The organism is Tenacibaculum sp. TB-53 (assembly GCF_059716285.2).
This window is the reverse complement of the sequence record NZ_CM202790.1, coordinates 3,279,258-3,300,835: the sequence shown is the minus strand read 5'-3', so window position 1 is coordinate 3,300,835 and position 21,578 is coordinate 3,279,258. Positions and strand designations below refer to the sequence as shown.

Genomic DNA, 21,578 nt, shown 5'->3' with positions numbered 1-21,578 from the left:
TTAAATATTAGCTTTACATTCTTCTAGATTTTCTTTCAGAACTTTATTATTCCTTTTTAAAGCATTGTATTCTTCACTCAAATCGAAAAACATTTTAAGCGTTTTTGATGATTGAACTCCGAATATATATCTATTATTCATATCGTTATCTCTATAAATTTTTTTGTATTGTTGAATTTCCTTATCTAACTCGTCTAATACCTGAATTTGAATAACATCAAAAGGTATTTCTTGAATTTTTTTATGTGTATTTTTTATTTTTTTTGTGTATTCTTCCTGAATATCAAAAATTTCTTCTGAAGCGTCAATACTATTTAGCAGCTCTTTACTTTCTACTACAGGCACTTTAAATATAAATTTAGTTAGTATTATAAACACTACTGTAGAAATTATTATAAACAAAAGAGAAAACCTTATTTTTTCCCAAAAAATCTCATGTTTATCCATAGCTTACTCTTTATTTAAATTTTTATTTAAATCTTTATATTTCTCTCTGCACTTTTCTAATTGTTCTTTATTGGCTTCTCTTGTATTAACTTCTTTGTTATAATTTTCAAGAAGTGATTGTATATTCCTTATTTCAGACAAAAACTCACCGTAAATTTTGTAATAGTTGTTTTCTTTTTTTGTACTATCTATACTTTGTCTTATTTCTACTCTGGTGTTAGTTATAATCTTCTGCATTTGCCTATACTCTCCAATATTCCTTCTTTTATTTTTTAAACTATATAGGTTTTTAAAAAGCTCTTCCATTTTAAAATTTAACATAGCTTGTTTTTTAAAAACTTCATTGTAATGAGATTGTTTACTCTCAATTAAAACAACTCCTTTTTCTGCTATAATTAAAGTGACATATAAACAAAAGAATACGACTACTGCTGTTAAAGAGAATGATGCAAAAAACTTAAGTATTTGTTTTCTCCTTTCTTTGTGATTTAAAGCTTTCATAAGAAATTTATATTAATCAATTATACTCCAAGTACTATTTTTACCTCTATTTCTATTGAATTGCGCTCCAGACTCTTCATTAATTACGATATTATCTTTTCTTTGTCCTATATACTCTAGTTCACTCATCTTTTTAAATACGCGCTCCAACATAACTACAAACCTATTTAACACATCAAACGTTTCTGCTATCTCAATATGGTTGTACTTAACGTTTACAGCATCAACTATTGCATCAAGGAAAACAGAAGGCTTAATGTCTGTCCATTGATAATAATATTGTAGTAATTGCTCTTTCTCTTTATCATCCATAATACTCAAGCAAATAGAAAGCTTATTTGCTAACACCACTAATCTATCAACCAAATACATAGGTGATCTACTAGTAGAAATATTTTCTAAATTAAAAATATTATCACTGTAGTACTCTTGCAGTTTACTGCAAATTGAAAAGGTATTGGCTACTAATTTATTACTGCTTTTTTGCCCATTATTTTTTTTGAAAATTTTAATCGAATAGTTTTTAGACTTAATAAGCATTTGTAATAACCCTTTTCCAAATCCTTCTAACCTTTCATTAGATGTTAAATTAACAACAGGAGGCACATAACTTTCATCAATAGAAAACAATCCATTTGTCCATAACACCTTTCCTATAACCAAAAAGTGCTCTTTTAAAAAGCTAGTATTAATTTTTGAAACTGGAAGTGTATGTAGTTCTAATTTAGGTAATACATTAGGATGATGTAAAGGTATAACTTCAGGGTCTGGAATACCTACTGGTAAATACTCAAATGGAGATAGCGAAAGCATTATATAAAATTCTTCGCTTTCTGTTTTATCAAAATCAGATGTTTTTAATGTTACTGATGGTGAATTTGCCCCATACAAATCTCGGTGATACATAATCCTGTATCCTTTTTCTGTGATGGCGTTACAAGATTTCAGTTTTATTACTAAAGAGTTATCTCCATCGTTTAAAACATCTAATTGTAGGTTTTCAAAATTAGTTCCTCCATCAACTAATCCATATTCATAATTTTTAAGAGAAACCGAATTGTAGTCTTTTATGGTTTCAATTGTGTTGTTATAATTTTTAAAAAAATGTTCTGCAGATATTTTTACTCCGTCAGTCCAATTTATTGGTAAGTAATTCATTTTATTATTTTTCTTATTCATCTTCAATGGTGTTTAATGCAGTTCTTCTTATATATATAGTTTGTTTATTCCTTATTTTATTAAACTTCCCGTCTTTTTCAGCGTCTAAGACTTTTGTAAAAAGAGGAAAATTAAACCATTTGTTTGTGTAAAAAATCCAACCAATTGGCTCTCCCTCCAAATAAGTATCAATCATTCTATCAGGAAATCTAAAGTTTTGATCTTCTATAAATCGATTAAACCACATACCTACTGATACCTCCATGGGTAACTTTACTGAAAAAGAACTGTAGTTTTTATCTTCTGGATTTCTTTTAATTTTTACTGTTACTTGTATTAATTTAAAAACGTCTACATTATCCCAATACATATCACTAACTCCATTATCTGAAACATTCCAGGCTTTATAAAATGGTTTTGATATGTTTAAAAAGTATTCTAAAGACATTGTGTATAGTAATGGTAACACAAACCAAATTATTGATAACATTGCCCAAAGTGCGTAAGGTAAATTACTTATTTTTTCAAAAATTAGATAATACAGCCACCCTGAAAGAAGCATTACTATAAAAGCAAAAAATAGTGTATGGAATTTATTATCTAGGCCTATAGATTTGTAAAACTTTGTATTTTGAAAAAGCATGAAAAACACACCTATAAAAAGATAACACAAAACTGTGAGTATCAATCCTACCCAAACAAATTCATATTTTAATAAACTAATTAAAACTGGGGCTACTAGAACTATAGTTAGCAATAAAACCAAGACTATTGCCTTTTTTATATTAAACGATTTTTTTGCCTTTACTATGTTATTTAATACCATTAAAGAAACAATAGCTATTAATGGTGCTAAAAGAAATTTTAAAAAATATACTATTATTATGTTCATAACTTTTTCTTTTCTTATTTAGTTAAATATGAATCATACCCTAAAAATCTTTCTGATAAAACAAAAGATTGATCAGAGTTTGTTTTATAAGTGATATGAATTTTTCTTGAGGAAATTAAAAAGAAGTTTAACACTTCCTTTATTTGTAAAACACTTTTTTCTAAAACTTTAAAGTTTTCTACTTCTTTTTCTAATACCACAACTACTTTAACATCATCTATCTCACTATAAACCTCACCACTTAAACCCAGATCAACTCCTAAAACAGCATCTCCTAAACTTAAAAAAGGAGATTCTTTTATAGCACAAGGTATATAACTAAGCTCTACTTTTAAGCCTAAAACAATTTGTATTAGTTTTTCTAACTCGACTAAATTCTCTTTAAAAAACTCAGACTTACATAAATTAAGAAATAGTTTATACAATGACTCATCTGATATTTCTATATCAAAACCTATAATTTGTTTAAAAATATTTAATAGGTTTTGTTTTGATTTTTTGTCTGAAAAAAAGTTTAAGCTTCTATTATTAATCCTAACTCTTTCTTTAAATATTTCTGTATCAAATAGTGTAAAAAAATTAATATCTCCTTTTTCTTTTTCCCTATTTCTACGAATTGTATCAACTACTTCTTTCTTATTATCTGAATTAACCCCTAAGGAAAGAGGGTAAAATAATATTTCTGGTAACTGATGATATATACTATTTCTACTTAAATTTACTACTAAGTTCTCTTCAAACCCTGTGTCTTTAGCAATAAAATTTGAATTAATAGACAAAACATCTTTAGATTGAGCTCTAGTATTCATACCGTGATTTTTCACAATTAATACTTCTGAGACATCTTTTTTTAATAAAAACTCTAATTCTTCAATAAAAACCTCACCTATAAAATTAGATGTCATATTACGAACAAGCTCGTCTATAACGGTATCATTTTCATTTACACTAGCTCCCATACAAGATTATTGTTTTTATAATCTAATAGTACATGATCTCCTTTATTTACCTGTTCAGAAACTATCATTTTAGATATTATCTTTTTCACGTATGTTCTTACAACTCCTGCAATGGGTCTGGCTCCATACTTTTGAGAAAATCCTTTTTTTGACAAGAACTCTAAAGCTTCATCAGAAATATCTAACACTATTTGTTTTTGTTGTTCTAATTGCTTTCTTAGTTTATTAAAGTGTATTACTAAAATATCTTGTGCTACTTTTTGATTTATTGGCGCAAATGGAACTACTTCTGTTAACCTCCCTAAAAATTCTGGTCTAAAGTGTTGTGCCATTACCTCTATTAACTCATTTGAGGTCGGAATTTTTCCTCCTGTTATTTGCTCAGCAATCCATTGACTACCTATGTTAGATGTAAAAATGACAATCGCATTAGAGAAATCTCCTTCTCTTCCTAATTTATCATGAATTACTCCTTCATCCATTAATTGTAGAAAAACATCATACACAGAACTGTGAGCTTTTTCAATTTCATCAAATAAAACTACTGAATATGGACGCTGTCTAATTTTTGTTACTAACATACCTCCTTCTTCATATCCTACATAACCCGGAGGAGCTCCATAAAGTAGTGCTGCTGAATGTTCCTCTTTAAATTCAGACATATCAAAACGAATCATTGCTGTTTCATCATCAAATAGTAACTCTGCTAATGATTTAGTTAATTCAGTTTTTCCTGTTCCAGTAGGCCCTAAAAAGAAGAAAGAACCAATTGGTTGTTTAGGGTTACTAAGTCCACTTCGCGATTCAATAATAGCATCAGAGAGTGTTTGAATAGCGTTTGACTGCCCTTTAACTCTTTCTTGTAACTTTTTATCTATATTTAAAAGACGTTCTTTTTCTTCTGTTTGAATTTTTCCTAAAGGAATACCTGTAATTTCAGAAACAACAGCTTCAATATCTATTTCACTTACAGTATCGATTGGAGTCTTAGCTAGCTCTTTTAGCATAGATAAGAATTCATCTACCTTAGACATTTCTTCTTGTAAATCTGGATTATCAGATACTAAATTAAATGACTTGGTTACTTTTGAGGTTTGAATTACACTAACTTTTCTGTAAATGGTATTATAGATTAATTGTAAATCTGAAAATTCAAACTTTTCCGAGTCCTTAACTTCATTAAACTCTTTTTCTATTTTTCTAACCTCTGTTAATACCGTAGCGTTGCTCATCTTTACAGCTGCCACAGTTTTATCTATTAAATCTATTGCACCATAAGGTAACTTCTTTTCCTTAAAATACCTTTTTGAAAGATGTATAGATTCCTCAATTGCTCTATCTGAAATTTTAATATCAAAATGTAGTTCCAACCTTTTTTTATGTCTATGTAAACACTTTAACATCTCTAGGCTACCTAATTCCTCTAGCTTCAATATTTCTAACTTACCATCTATAGGGTGTCTTTCAAGATTTTTCCTGTATGAATCTGAATTAATTGTAAAAATCATATTAATACGCCCTTCACTTAATTGAGCGTTTAAAATATTAACAATAGCATTGGTTTTTCCTGATGCGTTTTCAAGCAATACATGAAGATCATCAATAACTAATATGGAAGGAGCATCAATAGACTCTAATTTCTCAAATAGTTCTGATATTTTCTTATTTACATCATTTTCAGAGCTTGCTCCTGCTAATAATTTTGGGACATTGAGTTTGAATACTAAGTGACTTTTCAAATACTCATCTGTACTATTACTCAATTCTCTTACAAAGTAGTTTACTGTTGCTGTTTTTCCTATGCCTGAATCTCCTACTAAAATAACTCCCTTGCTTTCTGATCTTTCAAAATTTTCTAAAATCAATCGAACTTCTTTTTCTCTACCTAAGATTAAGTTTCCTTTTTGTATTACCTCTTCTGTTTGAAGGTCTTCGATATAGGAACTTATTGCAGAAATATTTTCCTTAACATTTGATTCTAAAAAAGTAGGAGTATTAGCATTGTAATGATTTAAAATATCTTGTTCTGTTATACCTAATGTTTCTATTTGTTGTCCAGAATACACAACTCCCTCTCTTACAACTGCTGTAAAAATACATAAGGCATCAATATTTTCCGTTCCTAATTTAATTTTTGAACGTTCAGACTCTTCGAAAACCTTAGCAACTTCATGGTCTGGATTTACATCTCCAGAAGCTTTTAGTGGAGTTGACTTATACATTTCTTTCATTACCTCAAACCACTCAAGAATATAGTTAGCATCTTTACCCATGCTATCAATAATCTCTTCTAAACCAGTTGGTTCATTAATTAGCGATGTTATTAAATGACTAACACCATAGGTACTTTGATTTTCTCTGTAAGCAATACTTTTAGCTCTTTTTATGCTTGATAAAGCACTTGAACTGTAATCTTTTTCTATCATTTTTTTATAAAAAATACTTTATATGTTATATTTGATATTGATCTTTTTTCTAATTCTTTTTCAAGATAATAACTGAAAAGGTTTTGTTTTTCTTCAGAAATTAACTCTCTTTTAGTTTTTATGTATATATCTGTAGTTCTAATTAATCCTTTTTTCTTTTCTTTTGATATTGCAACACCATCTTTTATAGAAAGGCTCTCAACAAAATGCCCTATTTTATTGTTTATAAAACTTTTTACATCTTCTCTAGTTACAATTCTTTCTCTAGTAAGTAACCCATAGCGCAGTCCATTTATTTTGTCGTGCTCCTCTTTTCTTATATGCCCACCTATTGTATCTGTTTTGAGTTTTATTTTACTATCAATAAACTTACCTGTTCTATACTGATTAAAAGTATAACTAGTATTAATATCATTTGCGTGGTTTGCATTAGTTAGCCAATACTGAAATTCATAATTAAAGGCATCTTTATGTGGATAGGTTAACAAAAATGTTTTGTTATTATTTGCATTAACCTCACCAAATTCTAAATGAATTTTCTTATCAATCTCATCTAGTTTTTCATGCAAATCATCTAAATATGCTTGAATAATATCATACCCTATTGCAGAAAAAGCACTACCTTCTTCTCTTACAGTTTGAGAAGTTTTACTTAACATCATCTTAGCACTTCTTGTATCAAACCTTCCTATGTCTCCAAAGTAGAGAGAATAACCTCCTTCAAGACTTTCTGTAGAGTTTTCTATAACGTTACTATAACTATTTCCTTTATCATCACTTAAACTTTCTATATTTAAAAAGTAGTTTTCACCTTCACTCAGTACCGATAAGATCCTTCCATTTTTTCTAAAGTTATGTTGTTTATACTCTAACTTTCTATTAACTACTGGAAAAGTATTTAAACTTACCTCTATTCCTTGTAGTTTCTCTCTAGAAAAAACTTCTGGTAACTTTACTTTAAACCATAAAAGCTTTTTATCTAAATCTTCAGGCTCAATAAAAAAATCAGTTTGCTCTCCAAATAATTCATTTATTGTTTTTTGTTGTCTACAAGACTCATTTAAATTTAAAGTATAAAAACAGTCTTCATAAAAAGAAATTACATCTTCAAAGTAGTGAACTTCTTTGTTGTTATTTATTAAAACTTCCTTATCTAGAAACATTTCATTCTCATCAACATCATACACCTTCATTGTTTTTAAAAAAGGTAAAAGCGAAGTATCTTTTAGTATAAAACAAAGAGATAGATTATTAGTTTCTTCCAATAAATCATCTAAAATTTCAACACCAAACCAAAGTTCGTAATCTTTAATTTTCTTTTCTTCAGATAAATAAAGAGCATCCTCCATGTTACCAAATCGGTTTTCACAAACCAACAACTTATCATCGTACCCTAAATATTTAACAGATGCATTTATTAGCTTTTTTGTAATAATTGGAGTAAAAAAAACATCTAACTTATCTTCTCCAAATCTTCTCTTTGAGCAATAAAAATGATCTGAAACATTTAATTGTGTTGTATCGTCTTCCGGCTGAGCTTTTAATAAAGCATGTGAAGGTGATGGTAAGGACCACTTGTTACTTACCAAAATTCTAGATAACCTATCTAATAATTCTTTATCTGAAACATCTATTTGTTGGTGTAATTTTGATATTTCATAAGCAAAAGTATGTAAAAGCAAGTCTAAAATAGGATCTACACTCCTTTTATCTTTAATGCCCCATAATTCCATCGAACGCAATAGCATTCGATTTTTAATTTTCATAAAATATTCGTCTCTCATTGCTATTTTTATTTTTTTTATTGTGATAAAGGACTAATGTAAAAAAGTGTAGCAAAATTAAATGGCGCATCGGTTTCTATAATTGTACCAAATACTTTAATTTCTGCTTTTCTTCTTACATGAACATCCGTAGTCTCAGCATCATCATCTATTTCAGATAACCTTACACTAACTCTAATATCCTTGAGTCTTGGCTCATACTCAACAAAGGCATAATATAAAGAATCTTTAACTTTTTCTTCCCATTTATTAATTTTAACCAATTGGTTAAATTCTAAATCCCAAATATCGGAACCATAATTCGGTCTTCCAAAAACCTCACCTTGTTTTGAAGTAGCAATTATCATGAGGTGTTGAGCTATGGATTCTTCAAGTGTACACCCCAATCTATTATTTTCTTTATTTCTTTTTGTTATACTGGAAAAGTCTAGGGGGATCTTCAAATAATTCATTTTTCCTTAATTTTTTTCTGTAAAAATAATTTTTTTTATCAAATATTTAATAGATTCGTAGCAGAATAAAAAAAATTATTATGGCAATGTACAATTACGGAATTGGAGGCAATGAAGTTAAAGTTGATGCTAATGAATCAATCGCAAACATTTCTTCCAACAAAACTTTATTAATCCAAAAACTTACCGACGAAGCTCCTGCAACCCCCGAAGCTATCTATGGTTTAGACACAATCGAAGCTGTATTCGAGAAGTTTTCACCTTCAGTGAATCTTGAACACACCGATGAAAATGGCGCCGACGTTAAAGAATCTTTAAATTTCAACAATTTAGGTGATTTTAATGTTGAGAACATTAAGGCTAATAGCTCTTTTTTAAATAAGCTAGATATAGAAAAAGACCAGTATCTAAGAATTTCAAGACAACTATCTTCTAACAGAGCGCTAATGAAAGCACTTAGTAACCCTGAAACAAAAGATACCTTTATCAAAATTTTAGAAGAGTCAATTAAAGAAATCGAGCAAGCCGAACAATAAAACCAAAAAAAACATAATTAGCTATGTCTACAAAAGTAAAAACGCAGCAATCGGAAGTAGTTAAACAACAATCCCCTAGTCAAGAAGTAGCTAACGCTATTGATGGCATAAAAGAGTACGGTGGTTTCTCTTTTATCGAAAACATCGTTGATGGTTACTCTAACTTAAACCCAAAAAGAAAAGCTAGAAAAAGTCTATTTTTAAACGACGAGCAGTGGAAAGGAGAAAGAAAAAACTTAAAAAACAGACTTTCTGTTTGGTTAGAAATTCTTAAAAGTAGTGACAGTATCGAATCAATGTGTGATACTGCAAAAGAAAAATCTACCAGCATAGAAAGTGTTTTAAATTACAATCTTAAGAAAACCTTAGAAAAAACAAAAGAACTAGAAACCTCTTATAGATCAGTAGCTTTATTCTACAAAAACACCGAAAAAGACAAAGTAAAAAACATCACCATCTTAAATGCCGATTTAAGTCAATTAAAAGATTTAGAAAATCCTCTTTTTATAGACTATGTATCAAATGAGTTTAAACAAAACTTTGATAGATTAGATTTAAAAGACAACTACTCTATATTAGTAGTTCCTGGTTATTTAGGATCTAACGTAGTCTTAGACAAATGGTCTAAAATAGCACATGACAACAAAGCTGTTTTATTAACAGACTTCCAAGATCTTGAAACACCTGACGACATTGTTGACATGTTCTCAAATGCAAATCACTCTGGTGGTGAAATTCACAAATCAAACACTTTAATGACTTGTAACTGGCTACTAGGAAGAAAAAAAGAAGATGCCGTGGGTGAAGAAGACAACCTATACGTTCCGCCATCTTCTGCTTTGGCTGGTAAAATATATCACACATTAATGTCTCAAGTAGTAGCAGGTAAAAAATTTGGAGGTATTAATGAGGTAGAAAGTGTACGATTCGATCTTAAAAAGAGTGAAATTTCAGAAATTGAAAAAATGGGACTTGTTCCTATGGTTAACGAATACAGTAAAGTAATGGCTTTTTCAGCCAAGACTTTATTTAACGGAGACAACTTAGGTTTACAAACTTACTCTGTTGTAAGAGTATTCGATCACATAACAAAGGTTTTATTTGACTTTTTAAATAGAAGAGCTTTTGAAAACTGGAGCTCTAGAACTGAGGCTGATTTACGTCGCCAAATAGTTAAATTCTTAGACGATATTCAAGGACCTACTAAGCTAATTGAGCGTTTTAAGGTTATAAAAATAGAACAAGATCAAAATCAAAAAGACCGTGTTTTATTAGATATTCATATCACTCCTTATTTTCCTGCTAAAAGCTTTGTTATCCAACTAGATGGACACAAAGGAGATGGTCCTGAAGATGCTGTTTGGCATAGTGAATACGTTCAACAGTAATTTTATACTACAGAGAAAAATAAAAAAGCAAAGGTTTTTAACCTTTGCTTTTTTTATTGAAAATATTTTAGCTATCACATAACTTTAAACTCATTCTTTTTGAAATTGTATCGTCTTTCACAAAAAAACACTTAAAACCTCTTGTCTAAGCTATAAAAAATAAAATTCAGTTTTTTATCACAATCCTTACAACTATTTTTGTAAGCTTTAAGCACTCTTTACGAATAAGATAAAAAATATTTTCATGAACATACAAGAACTAAAAAACAATATAGACTTAATAGTTAGTAATAATTCTTCTAAAGAAGAAAAACTACAACAAATCTGCGATTATTTAGCTTCAGAAATCTCTTACTATGACTGGGTTGGTTTTTACTTTAAAAATGGTGATAAAAACGAGTTAAAACTAGCTCAATTTAACGGTGAACCTACAGAACACACAATCATCCCTTTTGGAAAAGGTATTTGTGGACAAGTAGCAGTTAGCAATAAAAACTTTGTTGTACAAGATGTTAGTGAACAAGACAATTATATTTCATGTGGTTGGAAAGTAAAATCTGAAATTGTAATTCCCATCTTTGTAAACGGCGAAAACATCGGTCAAATAGATATTGACTCTCATACTGTTAACCCTTTTACTAAAAACGACGAAGATTTATTGGAATATATTTGCAAAAAAATAGCTAATTTTGTATAATTATTTTATAATCACTTGATTATTAAGTTTTTTTTTACTTTATTTGATGTGATTTTAAACAACCCCATTAATCCCCTTAAATATGAGCAATAGAGAACATCCTTCTTATGCAGCATTAGGCAGTGCTAATGCTCGTTCAAAATCTCAACAATCTTTAATAGAAAAATTCACAATCTGGTTTCGAAACTTCTTAGAAACAGCAGAGTAATTTATATTTATAGTTTTGTTGTATTAAAACACCACCAAAGAATATTTTTGGTGGTGTTTTCAATCTTAAAAGCTAAAAAAATATTGTGTGTCGACTACTCTTTTACTAGCTTTGCAAGCTTAACAACACAACAATAATGAACAATATAAAAACTATTAAATCAGCGTTAATTTCTGTTTTTCACAAAGACGGATTAGAGCCTATTGTTAAAAAACTTAATAATCTAGGTGTTACTATATACTCTACGGGAGGTACTGAAAAATTCATCAAAGACTTAGGTGTTAATGTAGTACCTGTAGAAGATGTTACTTCGTATCCTTCTATCTTAGGAGGAAGAGTAAAAACGTTACACCCTAAAGTTTTTGGCGGCATCTTAAACAGACAAGATCACGAAGGCGATATTACTGAGATGGAAGAATATAACATTCCTCAGTTAGATTTAGTAATTGTAGATTTATACCCTTTTGAAAAAACAGTTGCTTCTGGAGCTTCAGAGCAAGATATTATTGAAAAAATTGATATCGGTGGGATTTCGTTAATCCGTGCAGCTGCAAAAAACTTTAAAGACACTGTTATTATTTCTTCAATGGAACAATATGAAGATTTCTTAACTATTATTTCAGAAAGCAACGGAGAAACTTCGTTAAACGATAGAAAAAAGTTTGCTGCTAAGGCTTTTAATATCTCCTCTCATTATGACACTGCCATTTTCAATTATTTCAATGAAGATGAAGTTGTATATAAAGCTAGTGAAACTACATCTAAAGTATTACGTTATGGAGAAAACCCTCATCAAAAAGGTTTTTTCTTTGGCGATTTAGATGCTATGTTTGATAAGCTACATGGAAAAGAATTAAGCTATAATAACTTATTAGATGTTGATGCTGCTGTTAATTTAATAGAAGAGTTTAAAGGTGAAGATCCAACATTTGCTATTTTAAAACATAACAATGCATGTGGTTTTGCTCAACGTAAAACAATTCATCAAGCTTATATAGACGCTTTAGCTGGTGACCCTGTTTCTGCGTTTGGAGGGATTTTAATTTCTAACACGAAAATTGATAAAGCCACTGCCGAAGAAATTCACAAATTATTCTGTGAAGTAGTTATTGCTCCTGCTTATGATGCTGATGCTTTAGAAATTTTAAAAGGTAAAAAGAATCGAGTAATATTGATTCAAAAAGAAATTGAATTACCTAAACAAACAGTTAGAACTGCTTTAAACGGAGTATTAGTTCAAGATAAAGATTATATTACAGACAAATTAGATGATTTAACTTACCCTACTAACAATAAACCATCAGAAAATGAGTTAGAGGATTTGTTATTTGCATCTAAACTATGTAAAAACACTAAGTCTAATACTATTATTTTAGTAAAGGACAAGCAATTATTAGCTGGGGGAACAGGTCAAACAAGTAGAGTTGATGCTTTGAGACAAGCTATTGAAAAAGCTAATAGTTTTAACTTTGACTTAAACGGAGCTGTTATGGCTAGTGATGCTTTTTTCCCTTTTCCTGACTGTGTAGAAATAGCAGATAAAGCAGGTATAAAAAGTGTAATTCAACCAGGGGGATCTATTAAAGACCAATTAAGTATTGATTATTGTAATGATAATAATGTAGCAATGGTTTTTACTGGAACTAGACATTTTAAACATTAATTATATTGAGTGTAAAATACCCACAGATTTTTATTAGATTTGTGAGAATACATTAAAATTAAATATAAATAACGAAATCTTTATGGGTTTTTTCGATTTCATGACAGAAGATATTGCAGTAGATTTAGGTACTGCAAATACACTTATAATCCACAATGGTAAGGTAGTTATTGACAACCCCTCTATTGTTGCTAGAAATAGGCTCACTGGTAAAATTATCGCTACAGGTCACGAAGCCAGTAGAATGCAAGGAAAAACCCATGAAAACATCAAAACTATACGCCCCTTAAAAGACGGTGTAATTGCTGATTTTCAAGCTTCTGAAGAAATGATCAAGGAATTTGTAAAACAAATTCCTGCTATAAAAAAGAGATTATTTCCACCATCATTACGAATGGTAATCTGTATTCCTTCTGGAATTACTGAAGTTGAAAAACGAGCAGTTATTGATTCTGGTCGTCACATGAATGCTAAGGAAATCTATTTGATTTACGAACCAATGGCAGCAGCTATTGGTGTTGGTGTTGATATAATGGAGCCTAAAGGAAACATGATTATTGATATAGGTGGTGGTACAACTGAAATTGCTGTTATAGCACTAGCTGGTATTGTCTGTGATCAATCAGTAAAAGTTGCTGGAGATTTATTTACCAGCGATATTATGTATTACATGCGTACGCAACACAATTTATATGTTGGGGAAACTACTGCCGAAAAAATAAAACTACAAATAGGTTCAGCTACAGAAGATTTAGACACACCTCCTGAAGACATGATGGTTCAAGGACGTGATTTATTAAGTGGAAAGCCTAAACAAATACAAGTTTCTTATCGTGAAATTGCAAAAGCTCTAGATAAATCAATTTTACGTATTGAAGATGCCGTAATGGAAACACTATCTAAAACACCTCCTGAATTAGCTGCTGATATTTACAATACAGGTATTTATTTAGCTGGGGGTGGATCAATGCTTAGAGGTTTAGATAAGCGTTTATCTAGAAAAACAGATTTACCAGTATATGTTGCTGAAGACCCGTTACGTGCTGTAGTTCGAGGAACAGGTATTGCACTTAAAAATTTAGAAAAATACAAAACTGTATTAATCAAATAAATTTGAATGATTATTTATGCAACAGCTTATTTATTTCTTACAGAAGTATAAGTATTTCTTATTTTTTCTATTCCTAGAAGTTATAGCTGTTGCATTAATCATTAACAACCATTCTTTTCATAAAAGTAAATTTATTAGCTCTACTAATTTCATTACAGGTGGGCTATATCAAAAATCATCTAACATATCGGGGTATCTTGACTTAAAAGAAACAAACTCTGTACTTGTTGAAGAAAACTTAGCGTTAAAAAATAAATTAGAAAAAATTAAAACTTATCTTGATAGTGTTTCTGCTAATCAGATAATAGATACAATAAATCTCTATCAAAATTTCAACTACATTTCTGGAAAAATAATTAAGAACTCTTTTCACAAAGCTGACAACTTTTTAACAATTAACAGAGGTAAAAATTATAATGTTTTTCAAGAAATGGGAGTAATAAATAGCAAAGGGGTTATTGGTATTACTGACAATGTTTCTAATAAATTTGCTAGAGTACAATCTATTTTAAATTCAAAAAGCAATATCAACGCTAAGTTTAAAAATAACAATCATTACGGCACATTAACATGGGACGGTAAGGATTACAATATTGTACAACTAACCGACATTCCACGTCAAGCAGCTTTTAAAAAAGGTGATACTGTAGTTACTGGAGGAAGATCTACCATTTTTCCAAACGGGATACCTATTGGAACAGTCGTAAAAGTACCTGAAGAATTATCTGCGGTTAATAGTATAAACATTAAACTCTTTAACGATATGTCTAACTTAAGTCATGTTTATATAATAACCAACCTAAATAAAAAAGAAATAAAAACTGTAGAAAATAACAATGAATAAAACAGTATACTTAATATTTTTATTCGTTTTCCTCTTGTTACTACAAGTGTTGATTCTAAATAATATTTTATTTTTAGGCTATATAAACCCTTACATTTATATCGTTTTTATTTTTTTATTCCCTATTAAGGAAAACAGGTTTTCTCTTTTATTAGTAGCTTTTTTATTAGGTTTATGTGTAGATGCTTTTTCTAACTCTGGCGGAATTCATGCTTTTTCTACTGTATTTATGGCTTATATCCGTCTATTTGTTTTTAAGGCTGTCTTCAAAAAAACATCATCAGATTATCTGCTCTTTAACCTAAGACATGAATCTTTTGATAAAGTATTTAATTATACAGCAATTTTAACATTAGTTCACCACTTCATTTTATTTAGTTTAACTAACTTTAGCTTTTATAACATTTCAAATGTGCTTATCAATACACTTTTTTCTAGTGTTTTTACGTTACTGTTGTATTTTTTAGGAAGTTTTATATTTAGGAAAAAACTCACATGAAAAGAAGTTTCTTACTTATATTTTTAATTACTCTTATTGGAATTGTTTATATCTGTCGACTATTTCAATTACAAGTAGTACACGGAGGTGAACAAAGCCTAACCAATAGTGCTACCATAAAAATTGAATACGATTATCCTGAACGTGGTTATATTTATGATCGTAATGGAAAATTGTTAGTCGCTAATCAATTATCTTACGATGTAATGATTACTCCCAAAGAAGTAGAACCTTTAGACACTTTAGAATTCTGCTCTCTTTTAAAAATCGACAAGGAAGATTTTATAAAACGTTTTAAAAAAGCTGAAAACTATGCGCGATGGCTTCCTTCGGTATTTCTAAAACAACTAGCCAAAGAAGACTATGCTTTTTTACAAGAGAAACTACCTAAGTATAAAGGATTCTATATACAAAAACGTATTATCCGAAACTATCCTATAAAATCTGCAGCCAATGTACTCGGATTTATTAGCGAGGTAAACGAATATGTAGCTAAGAATAGTGATTACTACGAACAAGGAGAATTAATTGGTAAGCTTGGTGTTGAAAAACAATATGAGAAAGAATTAAGAGGTATTAAAGGGAGAAAATACTTTAAAAGAAATAACCTAAATAAAATTACTGGTTCTTATAAAGATGGAAAATATGACACACTTGCTGTAGCTGGTAAAGATTTGACATTAACTATTGATAGTGAGTTACAACAATATGGAGAATTATTAATGTCTGGAAAAAGAGGAGGTATTGTTGCAATAGAACCTCAAACAGGCGAGATTTTAGCATTAGTAACCGCTCCTTCATATGACCCGAATTTATTAGTTGGAAGGCAACGCTCTCCTAACTCTGTAAAACTTTTTAACGACAGTATAAACATGCCAACTTTTGATAGAGGGCTGCAAGCAATGTATGCTCCTGGTTCGCCTTTCAAAATCCTAACCGGTTTAATTGGCTTACAAGAAGGTGTGATTGATGAAAACTCAGGCTTTTATTGTAATCACGGATATCGCTACGGTAAACGACCAAATGCTTTTATGGGATGCCACTGTAGAATTGTTGGACGACCTGTACGTCTAAAAACTGCTATTGCTAAATCTTGTAATACTTATTTTGCTAACACCTACAGGAAAATTATAGACAACTATGAAAACCCAACAATAGGAACTAATGCTTGGAGTGAACATGCAAAAAGCTTTGGGTTAGGTAACTATTTAGGTTACGATCTTCCTTCTGGTCAAAAAGGAAGAATACCAAATGGAAGATTTTACGACAGAAGTTATGATTTTAGATGGGGAGCTACTACAACAATTTCAAATGCCATTGGACAAGGTGAGGTAGAAACCACACCTATTCAGTTAGCAAACATGACTGCAGCTATTGCTAACAAGGGCTATTTTTACACCCCTCATATTGTTAAGAAAATTGAAGATAAACCTAATCTTGATTCAATATATACAACTCCTAGAAAAACAACAGTTTCCCCTGAACATTTCCCTATTGCTATTGAGGCAATGTATGAAACATTTACCAGAGGTACAGCTAGATATAGTCAAGTTAAGGGAATAGATATTTGTGGGAAAACAGGAACGGTTGAAAACTTTATTAGAGTAAATAAGAAAAAAGTTCAGTTAACAGATCACTCTATTTTTATAGCCTTTGCTCCAAAAGAAAACCCCAAAATAGCCATAGCTATTTTTGTAGAAAACGGAGGATATGGATCTACAATTGCGGCCCCTATTACCAGCTTACTAATTGAAAAATACTTAAACAAATCTATATCAAGAAAACATCTTGAAAACCGTATGATTAACCTAAGTCTTCAAGAAAGATATGACAATCAATTATTAATTCAAAAAAGCGATACTATTGCGACAGGAACGAAATAATATTTTTGCTGGAGTCGACTGGCTACTTGTTTTTCTCTATATACTATTAGTTGGTTTTGGATGGGTTAATATCTATGCTGCATCTTCTACAGAAGAATCGAGAGAAATTTTTGACTTTTCTACAAAATATGGCAAACAATTAATTTTTATAGGACTTAGTTTGCCAGTTATCATCTTCATCCTTTTTTTTAATTCAAAGTTTTACGAACAATTTTCCAGTGTTATGTACATTTTTTCTCTGGTTTTATTAGCTGGAGTACTTGTATTTGGTAAAAAAATTAATGGGGCTACTTCTTGGTATAATTTTGGAGGTATAGGATTGCAACCTTCTGAATTTGCAAAAGCTTTTACCGCACTAGCATTGGCTAAGCTAATGAGTGATCGTCAATACAATCTTAAACTAATAAAAAATCAGGCCAAAGCTTTTATAATTATCTTTTTACCAGCTTTTTTCATCGCATTACAACCCGACATGGGATCCGTACTAATATATTTCGCTTTCTTTTTTGTTTTAAACAGAGAAGGGCTTACGTTAGCATATATATTATTCGGAACAATTTCTATAATTCTATTCTTACTAACTATATATTTTGGAGCAAAGTGGGTTCTTATTTCATGTTTACTTGTAATAACACTTGTTGTTTTTTATGGAATCTATAGAAATAAGCGATTTTTTCGCTTCAATGTTATAAAAATAATTGGTTCTTACCTTTTTTCTATTTTTTTTATTTTGGGAATTAGTTATACTTATAATAATATATTAGGTCAACATCAAAAAGACAGGTTTGATATTTTATTAGGAAAGATACAAGACAACAAAGGTATTGGCTATAACTCTTATCAATCTGAAAAAACAATTAGTTCTGGTGGTTTTTCTGGAAAAGGCTTTTTGCAGGGAGATAGAACTCAAGGCAACTTTGTTCCTGAACAACACACAGATTATATATATAGTACCGTTGGTGAAGAATGGGGCTTTTTAGGGAGTTCTCTTGTCATAGTTTTATTTATGTTTTTGCTTTATAGGATAATTTACTTATCAGAAACACAAACTAATAAATTTGCAAGAATATATGGCTATAGTGTAGCTTCTATTTTCTTTTTTCATATTATTGTTAATATTGGTATGGTAATAGGGCTACTACCTACTGTAGGAATACCACTACCCTTTTTTAGTTATGGAGGATCATCTTTATGGGGATTCACCTTACTGCTATTCATTTTCATTCGTTTAGATGCTCATAAAAAATATGATTGGTAAATAAATTAAAACCATCTTTTTAAACATTAAAAAGAGAAATTGTAGTCTTTTTAATTACTTAAAGAATAAAAGTCAAATAATGGATCTCAAAAGTTGTTGTGGACTTGGATTTATAACATTATTTTTATTTCAAAACTGACTTTATTGGATTCATACAATTGATAGATTATAGGTTCTCTTATCTGAACCAACATTGATAACATAAAATAAACAAAAATGTACTTCTCCTTTATTTTGAGGAGAAGAATGATATTCCAAAATGTCTTTCCTTTGAAAAACTTATTTCAAACGGTTCCAATAAAGAAGTCATAATTCAAACTTTCACTTTTCGTGTAAGCGTGTTTATTTACATATTAGGGACTAACGATAGATAGAAGAGATTATCTTAATAAATCGTGCATAAGAATTAGGATTTTGTAGTATAGGGAACTCATAGAAAAATAGAATTAGTTACTTTTTTAAAAGCACTTGTTTACCACATCAAGGATTACCACTCCATAGCAAATACGATAATTATTAATTATAATTTTATAAATAGGATTGCCTAATGCTAGGACTAAATCTTTTAACACTAAAATAAAAGCGTTAAAAACATAATGTAGAGAAGTAAAAAAACAAAATTCTTCCTTTATAAATTAATAACAATCTTTGTATAAACACAATAATTGTGAGTGCTACTAAATGGCTCTTTGTATTTAATATAAAATAAAAACGCTTCGATAAAAATATCGAAGCGTTTAACTATTAACTAACCTTAAAACTCTTATAAAGCGGCAACATGCTTAGCCAATTTAGACTTTAAATTTGCTGCTTTATTCTTATGAATAATGTTGTTCTTTGCTAACTTATCTAACATAGACACAACAGTCGAAAACATTCTTTCTGCTTCCTTCTTATCTTCAGTAGCTCTTAATTTTCTAACAGCATTACGAGTTGTTTTATGCTGATATTTATTTCTTAAGCGCTTTGCTTCGTTACTTCTAATTCTCTTTAATGCTGACTTGTGATTTGCCATTCTATTAATACGTTAATTGTTTATAAAAAACTTGTAGTCCGTACGGGAATCGAACCCGTGTTACCAGGATGAAAACCTGGCGTCCTAACCCCTAGACGAACGGACCAAAACAATCGTTCTGATTGCGGGTGCAAATATACATTTTTTTTTGTTATCTGCAACTAAATTTATTTTTATTTTATTTATTTCAAAAAAAACAAATAAAAAGAACTTGTAGTCCGTACGGGAATCGAACCCGTGTTACCAGGATGAAAACCTGGCGTCCTAACCCCTAGACGAACGGACCAAAACAATCTTTTTGCGATTGCGGGTGCAAATATAAAAACTGTTTTTTATTACACAAAGCTTTTTTTTATTTTTTTAATATGCTTTTGCAAAAAGTACTCTTTTTGTTGATGGTTTTCCTGTTAACACACATACTCCATTCTCTTCTTTTACATCATTAGGAATACATCTTATTGTAGCTTTTGTTAACTCCTTTATCTTATCTTCTGTTTCAATTGTACCATCCCAATGTGCTGATACAAACCCTCCTTTATTTTCTATCACATCTTTAAACTCTTCAAAAGAGTTTACTTCCGTAATATGATCGTTTCTGTAAATTAATGCTCTATTATATAAGTTCTTTTGAATTTCTTCTAATAAATTAGCTACAATATCTACCACCTCATCTCTAGAGACTGTTTGTTTCTCAAAAGTATCACGACGCGCTACTTCTACTGTTCCATTTTCTAAATCTCTTTTTCCCATTGCAACTCGTACGGGAACACCTTTTAATTCATACTCAGCAAACTTAGCACCTGGTCTAAAAGTGTCTCTATCGTCAAATTTTACTGATATTCCTTTAGCTCGTAATTCTTTTACGATTACATCAACCTTTTCAGAAATAGCACTTAATTGTTCCTCTCCTTTATATATAGGTACAATTACAACTTGAATTGGCGCTAGCTTTGGAGGTAGTACTAAACCAGCATCATCAGAGTGTGTCATTATCAATCCACCTATTAAACGTGTTGATACCCCCCAAGAAGTAGCCCATACATATTCTTGCTTTCCTTCTTTCGAGGTATACTTTACGTCAAATGCCTTAGCAAAATTTTGCCCTAAAAAGTGTGAAGTTCCAGCTTGTAATGCTTTACCATCTTGCATTAAAGCTTCTATTGTTAAGGTATCATCTGCCCCAGCAAAACGTTCACTCTCACTTTTAGCTCCTTTAACAACAGGCATTGCCATAAAATTCTCAGCAAAAGTTGCATACACCTCTTGCATTTGCTTTGCTTCAGCTATTGCTTCTGCCTTTGTTGCATGTGCTGTGTGACCTTCTTGCCATAAAAACTCAGCAGTACGTAAGAATAAACGTGTACGCATTTCCCATCTTACAACATTTGCCCATTGATTTACTAGCAATGGTAAATCTCTGTGTGATTGAATCCATCCTTTATAAGTATTCCAAATAATTGCTTCAGATGTCGGTCGAACGACTAACTCTTCTTCCAATTTAGCCTCAGGATCTACACGTAGCTTTCCTTCATTATCTGGGTCATTTTGTAATCGGTAATGTGTAACTACCGCACATTCTTTTGCAAATCCTTCAGCATTCTTTTCTTCTGCTTCAAACAAACTTTTGGGCACAAAAAGAGGAAAATAAGCATTTTGATGTCCTGTTTCTTTAAACATTCTATCTAATTCTTTTTGCATGTTCTCCCAAATTGCAAATCCGTAGGGCTTAATTACCATGCAACCTCTTACTGCTGAATTCTCAGCTAAATCAGCTTTTACAATCAATTCGTTATACCATTTAGAGTAATCTTCGGCTCTTTTTGTTAAATGTTTGCTCATAATCAAAAGTTTGGCATA

At 30.3% G+C, this 21,578-nt stretch carries 20 protein-coding genes and 2 tRNA genes; 10 read left to right on the top strand and 12 right to left on the bottom strand.

Annotated features, from left to right (window positions below; translation table 11 throughout):
- From tssO (AC3VJB_RS15010) to AC3VJB_RS14975, 8 genes are read right to left on the bottom strand one after another with little or no spacing between them, the layout of a single operon-like run.
- Nucleotides 1-447: a type VI secretion system TssO gene (tssO, locus tag AC3VJB_RS15010; protein ID WP_047790415.1), complete on the bottom strand. Its 447-nt coding sequence runs from the start codon at nucleotides 445-447 to the stop codon at nucleotides 1-3.
- Nucleotides 448-450: 3 nt separating this feature from the next.
- The gene (tssO, locus tag AC3VJB_RS15005; protein WP_047790414.1) at nucleotides 451-948 is read right to left on the bottom strand and encodes a type VI secretion system TssO; all 498 of its coding nucleotides are present in this window, start codon (nucleotides 946-948) and stop codon (nucleotides 451-453) included.
- A gap of 12 nt (nucleotides 949-960) precedes the next feature.
- Nucleotides 961-2,127 carry a hypothetical protein gene (locus AC3VJB_RS15000; RefSeq protein ID WP_047790413.1) on the bottom strand — a complete coding sequence of 389 codons (1,167 nt, stop codon included), beginning with the start codon at nucleotides 2,125-2,127 and terminating at the stop codon, nucleotides 961-963.
- Entirely contained in the window at nucleotides 2,120-2,998 is an 879-nt protein-coding gene (locus AC3VJB_RS14995) for a TssN family type VI secretion system protein (RefSeq protein ID WP_047790412.1), read from the bottom strand. Before AC3VJB_RS14995 ends, AC3VJB_RS15000 begins: the two co-directional genes overlap by 8 nt.
- Nucleotides 2,999-3,012: 14 nt before the next feature.
- The gene (locus tag AC3VJB_RS14990; protein WP_073184337.1) at nucleotides 3,013-3,957 is read right to left on the bottom strand and encodes a hypothetical protein; all 945 of its coding nucleotides are present in this window, start codon (nucleotides 3,955-3,957) and stop codon (nucleotides 3,013-3,015) included.
- Complete coding sequence (locus AC3VJB_RS14985; RefSeq protein WP_437823814.1) at nucleotides 3,942-6,383, bottom strand: AAA family ATPase; 2,442 nt, start codon at nucleotides 6,381-6,383, stop codon at nucleotides 3,942-3,944. Before AC3VJB_RS14985 ends, AC3VJB_RS14990 begins: the two co-directional genes overlap by 16 nt.
- Nucleotides 6,380-8,167, bottom strand: a complete 1,788-nt coding sequence (locus AC3VJB_RS14980) for a type VI secretion system baseplate subunit TssF (protein ID WP_156167107.1) — start codon at nucleotides 8,165-8,167, stop codon at nucleotides 6,380-6,382. The genes AC3VJB_RS14985 and AC3VJB_RS14980 overlap by 4 nt, the downstream gene beginning before the upstream one ends.
- 17 nt (nucleotides 8,168-8,184) lie before the next feature.
- Entirely contained in the window at nucleotides 8,185-8,619 is a 435-nt protein-coding gene (locus AC3VJB_RS14975) for a GPW/gp25 family protein (RefSeq protein ID WP_047790408.1), read from the bottom strand.
- An 80-nt stretch (nucleotides 8,620-8,699) separates the two neighbouring features.
- Here AC3VJB_RS14975 and AC3VJB_RS14970 point away from each other — a divergent pair, with 80 nt between their 5' ends.
- The 10 genes from AC3VJB_RS14970 (at nucleotide 8,700) to rodA (ending at nucleotide 18,706) form a co-directional block, all read left to right on the top strand.
- Nucleotides 8,700-9,155 (top strand): hypothetical protein, encoded by a 456-nt coding sequence (locus AC3VJB_RS14970; protein WP_047790407.1) that lies wholly within the window; start codon nucleotides 8,700-8,702, stop codon nucleotides 9,153-9,155.
- Nucleotides 9,156-9,178: 23 nt separating this feature from the next.
- Nucleotides 9,179-10,543, top strand: coding sequence for a DUF5458 family protein (locus tag AC3VJB_RS14965; RefSeq protein ID WP_047790406.1), 1,365 nt, complete (start codon nucleotides 9,179-9,181; stop codon nucleotides 10,541-10,543).
- 244 nt (nucleotides 10,544-10,787) lie between these two features.
- Nucleotides 10,788-11,240: an XrtF-associated fRMsr-like GAF protein gene (locus tag AC3VJB_RS14960; RefSeq protein ID WP_047790405.1), complete on the top strand. Its 453-nt coding sequence runs from the start codon at nucleotides 10,788-10,790 to the stop codon at nucleotides 11,238-11,240.
- A gap of 82 nt (nucleotides 11,241-11,322) precedes the next feature.
- Entirely contained in the window at nucleotides 11,323-11,448 is a 126-nt protein-coding gene (locus AC3VJB_RS14955; RefSeq protein WP_255724779.1) for a hypothetical protein, read from the top strand.
- Nucleotides 11,449-11,584: 136 nt separating this feature from the next.
- Nucleotides 11,585-13,111 carry a bifunctional phosphoribosylaminoimidazolecarboxamide formyltransferase/IMP cyclohydrolase gene (gene purH / locus AC3VJB_RS14950; protein WP_073184329.1) on the top strand — a complete coding sequence of 509 codons (1,527 nt, stop codon included), beginning with the start codon at nucleotides 11,585-11,587 and terminating at the stop codon, nucleotides 13,109-13,111.
- Between the two features lie 82 nt (nucleotides 13,112-13,193).
- Complete coding sequence (locus AC3VJB_RS14945) at nucleotides 13,194-14,222, top strand: rod shape-determining protein (RefSeq protein ID WP_047790403.1); 1,029 nt, start codon at nucleotides 13,194-13,196, stop codon at nucleotides 14,220-14,222.
- 16 nt (nucleotides 14,223-14,238) lie between these two features.
- A complete protein-coding gene (gene mreC, locus AC3VJB_RS14940) occupies nucleotides 14,239-15,066 on the top strand; it encodes a rod shape-determining protein MreC (protein WP_159615066.1) in 828 nt (275 codons plus the stop codon).
- Nucleotides 15,059-15,565, top strand: coding sequence for a rod shape-determining protein MreD (mreD, locus tag AC3VJB_RS14935; RefSeq protein WP_437823808.1), 507 nt, complete (start codon nucleotides 15,059-15,061; stop codon nucleotides 15,563-15,565). The genes mreC and mreD overlap by 8 nt, the downstream gene beginning before the upstream one ends.
- Nucleotides 15,562-17,448 (top strand): penicillin-binding protein 2, encoded by a 1,887-nt coding sequence (gene mrdA / locus AC3VJB_RS14930; protein WP_073184324.1) that lies wholly within the window; start codon nucleotides 15,562-15,564, stop codon nucleotides 17,446-17,448. The genes mreD and mrdA overlap by 4 nt, the downstream gene beginning before the upstream one ends.
- Nucleotides 17,429-18,706 carry a rod shape-determining protein RodA gene (rodA, locus tag AC3VJB_RS14925; RefSeq protein WP_047790399.1) on the top strand — a complete coding sequence of 426 codons (1,278 nt, stop codon included), beginning with the start codon at nucleotides 17,429-17,431 and terminating at the stop codon, nucleotides 18,704-18,706. The genes mrdA and rodA overlap by 20 nt, the downstream gene beginning before the upstream one ends.
- Before the next feature lie 763 nt (nucleotides 18,707-19,469).
- On the opposite strand, the gene rpsT is transcribed toward rodA, so the two are convergent.
- The 4 genes from rpsT to proS all read right to left on the bottom strand — a co-directional run bounded on the left by rpsT (nucleotide 19,470) and on the right by proS (nucleotide 21,560).
- On the bottom strand, nucleotides 19,470-19,721 hold the full coding sequence (gene rpsT / locus AC3VJB_RS14920; RefSeq protein WP_497667302.1) for a 30S ribosomal protein S20: 252 nt from the start codon (nucleotides 19,719-19,721) through the stop codon (nucleotides 19,470-19,472).
- A 34-nt stretch (nucleotides 19,722-19,755) separates the two neighbouring features.
- Nucleotides 19,756-19,827: transfer RNA gene (locus tag AC3VJB_RS14915), tRNA-Glu, on the bottom strand.
- 108 nt (nucleotides 19,828-19,935) lie between these two features.
- Nucleotides 19,936-20,007 (bottom strand) — tRNA-Glu (locus tag AC3VJB_RS14910).
- 74 nt (nucleotides 20,008-20,081) lie between these two features.
- The gene (gene proS, locus AC3VJB_RS14905) at nucleotides 20,082-21,560 is read right to left on the bottom strand and encodes a proline--tRNA ligase (protein ID WP_437823805.1); all 1,479 of its coding nucleotides are present in this window, start codon (nucleotides 21,558-21,560) and stop codon (nucleotides 20,082-20,084) included.
- Between the last annotated feature and the right edge of the window lie 18 nt (nucleotides 21,561-21,578).

Bases quoted from the DNA above. Each gene is read 5' to 3' on its own strand.
- AC3VJB_RS14975 (WP_047790408.1), bottom strand. From the start codon at position 8,619: ATGAATTATTTGAAGATCCCCCTAGACTTTTCCAGTATAACAAAAAGA.
- proS (WP_437823805.1), bottom strand. From the start codon at position 21,560: ATGAGCAAACATTTAACAAAAAGAGCCGAAGATTACTCTAAATGGTAT.
- AC3VJB_RS14960 (WP_047790405.1), top strand. From the start codon at position 10,788: ATGAACATACAAGAACTAAAAAACAATATAGACTTAATAGTTAGTAAT.
- AC3VJB_RS14965 (WP_047790406.1), top strand. From the start codon at position 9,179: ATGTCTACAAAAGTAAAAACGCAGCAATCGGAAGTAGTTAAACAACAA.
- tssO (WP_047790415.1), bottom strand. From the start codon at position 447: ATGGATAAACATGAGATTTTTTGGGAAAAAATAAGGTTTTCTCTTTTG.
- AC3VJB_RS14955 (WP_255724779.1), top strand. From the start codon at position 11,323: ATGAGCAATAGAGAACATCCTTCTTATGCAGCATTAGGCAGTGCTAAT.
- AC3VJB_RS14995 (WP_047790412.1), bottom strand. From the start codon at position 2,998: ATGAACATAATAATAGTATATTTTTTAAAATTTCTTTTAGCACCATTA.
- AC3VJB_RS14945 (WP_047790403.1), top strand. From the start codon at position 13,194: ATGGGTTTTTTCGATTTCATGACAGAAGATATTGCAGTAGATTTAGGT.
- mrdA (WP_073184324.1), top strand. From the start codon at position 15,562: ATGAAAAGAAGTTTCTTACTTATATTTTTAATTACTCTTATTGGAATT.
- purH (WP_073184329.1), top strand. From the start codon at position 11,585: ATGAACAATATAAAAACTATTAAATCAGCGTTAATTTCTGTTTTTCAC.
- AC3VJB_RS14980 (WP_156167107.1), bottom strand. From the start codon at position 8,167: ATGAGAGACGAATATTTTATGAAAATTAAAAATCGAATGCTATTGCGT.
- mreD (WP_437823808.1), top strand. From the start codon at position 15,059: ATGAATAAAACAGTATACTTAATATTTTTATTCGTTTTCCTCTTGTTA.
- AC3VJB_RS15000 (WP_047790413.1), bottom strand. From the start codon at position 2,127: ATGAATAAGAAAAATAATAAAATGAATTACTTACCAATAAATTGGACT.
- rpsT (WP_497667302.1), bottom strand. From the start codon at position 19,721: ATGGCAAATCACAAGTCAGCATTAAAGAGAATTAGAAGTAACGAAGCA.
- mreC (WP_159615066.1), top strand. From the start codon at position 14,239: ATGCAACAGCTTATTTATTTCTTACAGAAGTATAAGTATTTCTTATTT.
- AC3VJB_RS14985 (WP_437823814.1), bottom strand. From the start codon at position 6,383: ATGATAGAAAAAGATTACAGTTCAAGTGCTTTATCAAGCATAAAAAGA.
- AC3VJB_RS14970 (WP_047790407.1), top strand. From the start codon at position 8,700: ATGGCAATGTACAATTACGGAATTGGAGGCAATGAAGTTAAAGTTGAT.
- AC3VJB_RS14990 (WP_073184337.1), bottom strand. From the start codon at position 3,957: ATGGGAGCTAGTGTAAATGAAAATGATACCGTTATAGACGAGCTTGTT.
- tssO (WP_047790414.1), bottom strand. From the start codon at position 948: ATGAAAGCTTTAAATCACAAAGAAAGGAGAAAACAAATACTTAAGTTT.